This window comes from Robiginitalea sp. (genome assembly GCF_049588695.1).
Classification (GTDB): Bacteria; Bacteroidota; Bacteroidia; order Flavobacteriales; family Flavobacteriaceae; genus Robiginitalea.
On sequence record NZ_JBAVZJ010000277.1, the window covers coordinates 1 to 5,073 of the forward strand.

Sequence of the window (5,073 nt, forward strand, 5' to 3'; positions counted from 1 at the left end):
TTTGTCGGCCAAATGCTTTTGATCTTTCTGCTTACAGGATGTTCCTCCCAGCGGAAAGTCCAGCGATTTCTGGACAAGCAACTAGTCGATTCCGGGCCTTATCCCGAGTTTACAGGTGTGCTTATGGTAGATGCCCAAAACGGAGATACACTGCTCTCGCTGAATTCCGGGCGCTATTTTACACCTGCCAGTACGACTAAAGTTTTTACGCTATATGCAGCCCTGAAGGTACTCCCCGACAGGATTCCTTCCCTGAAGTACCAGATGAGGGGGGACACCGTGCACGTGCTGGGTACTGGGGACCCTTCCGTATTGCATCCGGTACTGAAGGATCGCACCGCTATTGATTTCCTCCAGGGCCCTGAACATGTTGTTTTGCACATGGGGACTCTTGAGGAGCCCTCCTGGGGTCCCGGCTGGGCCTGGGATGACTTCGACCAGGGCTATCAGGTAGAGCGTAACTCCCTGCCCCTGTATGGCAATGTGGTGCGTTTGGTGAGGGGACCCGACGGCCCACAGGTTTCCCCTGAAATTTTCAGGGATAGTGTATTTAACAAAGAGGTCAACTACCGCAGGAGTCCTGAACGCAACCACTTTTTCTATGACCCCTCCTTCCGGGATACTACAGAAATCCCTTTCACCTTAAATCCATCCCTTACAAAAGCCCTATGGGAAGAAGCCACAGGTCGCCCACTCTTTCGCGGAAAAGCCCTGCCTGAAGGCCCATGGGAAGTGTTGCGGGGTATGGCTTCGGACACCCTGTACAAAGAAATGATGGCAGTAAGTGATAATTTCCTGGCCGAACAATTGATGCTTATGGTCTCCTCCACCTTATCGGATAGCCTCAGTTTTAACAGGGCCCGCGACTATATCCTGAAAACCCACCTGCGGGACATGCCTTCCCCACCGAGATGGGTGGACGGGTCAGGGCTCTCGCGATATAACCTCATCAGTCCTGAATCCTTGGTTTACCTGCTACTGGAACTCTATCGGGAACTTCCCGAAGACCGTCTTTTTGCCCTTATGGCCAAAGGGGGGCAAAAAGGCACCCTGGAAGACTGGTACAAGGATTCGGATGAGCCTTATCTTTTTGGTAAAACGGGAAGCCTGAGCAACAACCACAACCTCTGTGGATATTTAAAAACAAAATCCGGAAAAACAGTGGTTTTCAGTTTTATGAACAATCACTACATGAAACCAACCAGCCTTATCAAAAGCAGGATGCAGCGCATTTTGGTTTGGGTTCGGGAACATTACTAGGGGGCCTTTTCAAAAACCCGAAATTATGATATTAAAGTTTTTTCGGGCCTTACAGGCAAGGCGTTCTGCAAATTAGCAACGGTTCACGTAGCATTTCTGCAAAAGACCGGGGCCATTTTTAAAGCACTCCTTAAGAGCAACTGTTACATCCGTTACCATTGGGCAAACAATCCTTTAAAGGACCAAAAATCACAGCGTGTTGGAGTAGTATAAGGGTCTTGGCATCTCTTATTATACCTTTTTCCAGCGCTTCCAACACCTCGGCATAGGACCATTCCAATATCTGGATATCTTCGGATTCGGCAGCTACCCCTCCCCCGCTTTCGCGTTTCATTTCGGGATTGTACTGTGCCTGATAGAGGTATAGTTTTTCAGTGACCGCTCCCGGGGAGGTATACACCTCGACGACCTTTTTGACCGAGGCCACGGCGTAGCCGGTCTCCTCAAGTATTTCACGCTTCATGCAGGCTTCGGGGGCATCCCCATCCAAAAGGCCTGCGCAGACTTCGGTTAAAAACCCATTTTCATTCCCGTTTATATACGTAGGTAATCGAAACTGCCGTGTTAAAACAACCTTCTGGCGAACGGGGTCATAGAGCAGGGCAGCCGCCCCATTTCCGCGATCATAAGCTTCCCGCTGGTGTGTATCCCATGATCCGTCCGACCGGAGGTATTCATAGGTATAGCGGTATAAGGTGTACCAGGCCTCTGAGAGTGTTTCCCGAACCAGGTTTTTAATGCGTTCCATATTTTTTTAGGGTTTACACGGACAATGCCCGGTTTAAATAGGTTCGAAAGGGCAATAACTCCAGGTATGTCTCTAAGACAATATCTTCAAAGGCCCCGGAAAGCACTTCGGTTTTGGATAGGGGGCGTACCACGGCGAAGGTTTTATGTTTGAGCAAATCTGCCTGGGGATGATCCGCGGAATACCCCTTTGGCATTCGTTTTAAGGGGCGATCCACATACAGGTTCCCAAACATGTTTTTAAAAGAGGGTTTTTGAAGGATTCCCTCAAGGACTTCCCCGTCGTAATCGATCGCCTCGCGAATACGGGATAAGTCACCCGAAGCCGGACGCCAGACCCCACCGGCCAGCAGCGACTCTTCGATACCGATTTGAATGTAAAAATCCCCCTTCCCGGGAGCCTTATCCAGGCCTGCACCAAAATGATCTTTGTACACCGGGCGATCCGGGTGAAAAAGCAGGTTGTTGTTGATCCTGTTGATCCCCCTCTTTCCGGGGGTCGGGTAGTACTCAGGGTCAAGAGCCCCGAGTCTCGAATCCATAACATCAAGCCATTGGATAAAGGCATTCCGAAGGGCTTTGTAATCTTTACGGTGCTCATCCATCCACTCCCGGTTATTATTTCTATTCAGGTCGGTAAGAAACTCGAGCAAGGCATTAAAATCCATGGTTTAAAGATACAAAACGATAAAAAGATCACAGGGAATTGCCCGCAATAGAAATAGGCTAAGGTAAGGGTATATAGTACGTTAAAACCCTGTTTCTGTAGTTCGCAAGAAACTCTATATGCATATCTTGCATGTGCCAAAAAAGTCTTAATTTAGAGCCAAAATTTTTATATGAAAAAGTATTCCTTCCTCTTATTACTACTACCCTTTCTACTACCTGCCCAGGTGAGTGAAACGCACCCGGTAGACAACGACTACGTTGCAAACCTCATCGAAAAATACAAAACAGCCTATCGGGGACCCTACAAGGACCTGAGGTGGTTTTGCAATGACGGAACCCTAAACCCTCCCAAGGAGCCTTGCGAAAGCGGCGGGGTGCAACACGCCCGGTACTCGGATGAGGTAGTGGCACTCGGGGAGAAGAGCCACCTTTTCCTGGGCCAAATCCTGGCTTCCACAGATTTCGAAGCTTTTTGGGATGCCCCCAATGACCACTCCCGTCTGAAGCAGTATATGATCGAGAAGTACCTGAAGTCCGTAGATGACGGATGGGTTAACCGCAAGGCACAATTCTACCGCGGACATGTGCAGGCCGAAGATGAATCCGAGTGGGGAAAGAATTTCTTTCTCTGGCTTTTGGAAAAACCAGAAGTACTCAGGGACAACTTCTACCTGGTTCGACAGGCCGTAAAGGACATCCCTCATTCCGGGGATGACAATGTCGCCCAATTGATGCGGAGCCAATCCAAAGCAATCGCGGATGCCTATCCGGCTTTTCAGAATTTAAGGATTAAAATCCATGGGCAGCCCACCCAATCCGATATTCAATCCGTAAAAGAATTCCAGCAAAAAAACGCTGGTAAACTCTCTGCTTCCCTCAACTCGCAGTTTGATGAATTAATCAGCACGATGGAGGATTTCTTCGCTCCGGTGAATATCGAAGACCTGAAAAGCGGCCTTGCCGCAGTTTCAAACAGCGATTTGAAAAAGGAACTGTCTGCGCAAATCGACAAATTGGGTTTGGGAAGCGCTGAACCACGCATAAAACACAGCTCTGAAGCGATGTGGACAATACGGGAAAACATTGCATCAGAACCGTCCCCAGCCGGAAAATTGGCACTGCTCGATCTCTCCCTTCGATTGGAATCCCTGCTGATCGGGACATTGGCCGGGAATGAAGCAGGTAACCTTAAATCCCTACTGGAACAGGTTTGTCATTTAAGTATGGCTTCCGCCGCCTCGGGATATACGGAAACCTGGGAATGGAATCAGATCCGGGGTGATCTCAACCTCGAAGACTCCGGGACCATGACCCTGGAAGAGTTGAATACCCTGGCCAACGCTGCACGGAACCAGCTGAACTGGGGTACGAGTTACAACAAGGCCGTTTTCGACGAAGATGTCACGCGCTTTGAGGGATTCGAACCCATGAGTACCGGCTTTTTTGACGATCGCATCCGCGGTTCCATCGCCCTGTATCTCGGAAACAAACTAGGGCGGGTAGGATCCTTTATTACCAGTGAGGAGAATCTTCGAAATGAAGTGCTGGATGTCTCCAATGCAAGCCAGATCAATGGGCTCAATCCGGGATATGCCAACGGAAAACTGGTGATTGTTGAAGGTGATTTACGTAATATGGACGTAGACCCAAATTCAATCTACGCCTTCCAGCGACCTCCCTCCGACCTGAATCCTGTTGCCGGCATCCTCAACATCGCCGAGGGGAATCTGGTTTCCCACTTGCAGTTGCTCGCCAGGAACCTTGGAATCCCCAATGCCTCCATATCGGATGGCAATCTTCAGGAACTAAAGAAGTATAATGGTCAACGGGTTTTCTATGCCGTATCCAATAAGGGAACGGTAATCCTGAAACTCGAAAAAGATATGAGCGCGGCAGAGAAGGCGCTTTTTAAAGAAGAAGTACGAAGTGAGGAAATGATTGAGGTACCGGTGGAAAAAATCCGCCTCAACCAAACGACTATCCTGAACCTGACAGAGGTGGAAGCCGGTTCTTCGGGTGTGGTATGTGGCCCTAAGGCGGCAAACCTCGGGGAGCTCAAAAAGAACTTCCCGGACCACGTTGTGGACGGGTTTGTCATCCCCTTTGGTATTTTCAGGGCCCATTTGGATCAGAATATTCCCGGACAGGACCAAACCTATTGGGGGTACCTGACGGATATCTATGCATCCGCCCGGAAAATGAAATCTGAGGGACGGGCCGCCCGGGATATCGAAAAATATCAACTCGACCAGTTCTCCAAATTGAGCAAGATGATTATCGATATGCCACTCCTGGAAGATTTCACAAAGGATTTGGAAAATTCCTTTACCGGAATTCTCGGCAAACCTTTGGGGCAACAACCGGTTTTCCTGCGCAGTGATACGAATATGGAAGATC

Annotated in this window: 4 protein-coding genes; 2 read left to right on the forward strand and 2 right to left on the reverse strand. The window is 49.3% G+C overall.

Annotated features, from left to right (window positions below; translation table 11 throughout):
• The coding region (locus WBV75_RS06700; protein WP_424119866.1) for a D-alanyl-D-alanine carboxypeptidase/D-alanyl-D-alanine-endopeptidase at positions 1-1,260 on the forward strand (1,260 nt) is incomplete at its 5' end.
• A 130-nt stretch (positions 1,261-1,390) separates the two neighbouring features.
• Here WBV75_RS06700 and WBV75_RS06705 read toward each other — a convergent pair.
• Both WBV75_RS06705 and WBV75_RS06710 read right to left on the reverse strand, forming a co-directional pair.
• Complete coding sequence (locus WBV75_RS06705; RefSeq protein ID WP_424119867.1) at positions 1,391-2,008, reverse strand: NUDIX domain-containing protein; 618 nt, start codon at positions 2,006-2,008, stop codon at positions 1,391-1,393.
• A gap of 13 nt (positions 2,009-2,021) precedes the next feature.
• Entirely contained in the window at positions 2,022-2,675 is a 654-nt protein-coding gene (locus WBV75_RS06710; RefSeq protein WP_424119868.1) for a DUF2461 domain-containing protein, read from the reverse strand.
• A 171-nt stretch (positions 2,676-2,846) separates the two neighbouring features.
• On the opposite strand from WBV75_RS06710, the gene WBV75_RS06715 reads away from it, so the two are divergent.
• Positions 2,847-5,073: PEP/pyruvate-binding domain-containing protein (locus WBV75_RS06715; RefSeq protein ID WP_424119869.1), on the forward strand; the 2,227-nt coding region annotated here is incomplete at its 3' end.

Excerpts from the sequence above, each read along its gene's own strand:
- WBV75_RS06705 (WP_424119867.1), bottom strand. The coding sequence starts at position 2,008 with ATGGAACGCATTAAAAACCTGGTTCGGGAAACACTCTCAGAGGCCTGG.
- WBV75_RS06710 (WP_424119868.1), bottom strand. The coding sequence starts at position 2,675 with ATGGATTTTAATGCCTTGCTCGAGTTTCTTACCGACCTGAATAGAAAT.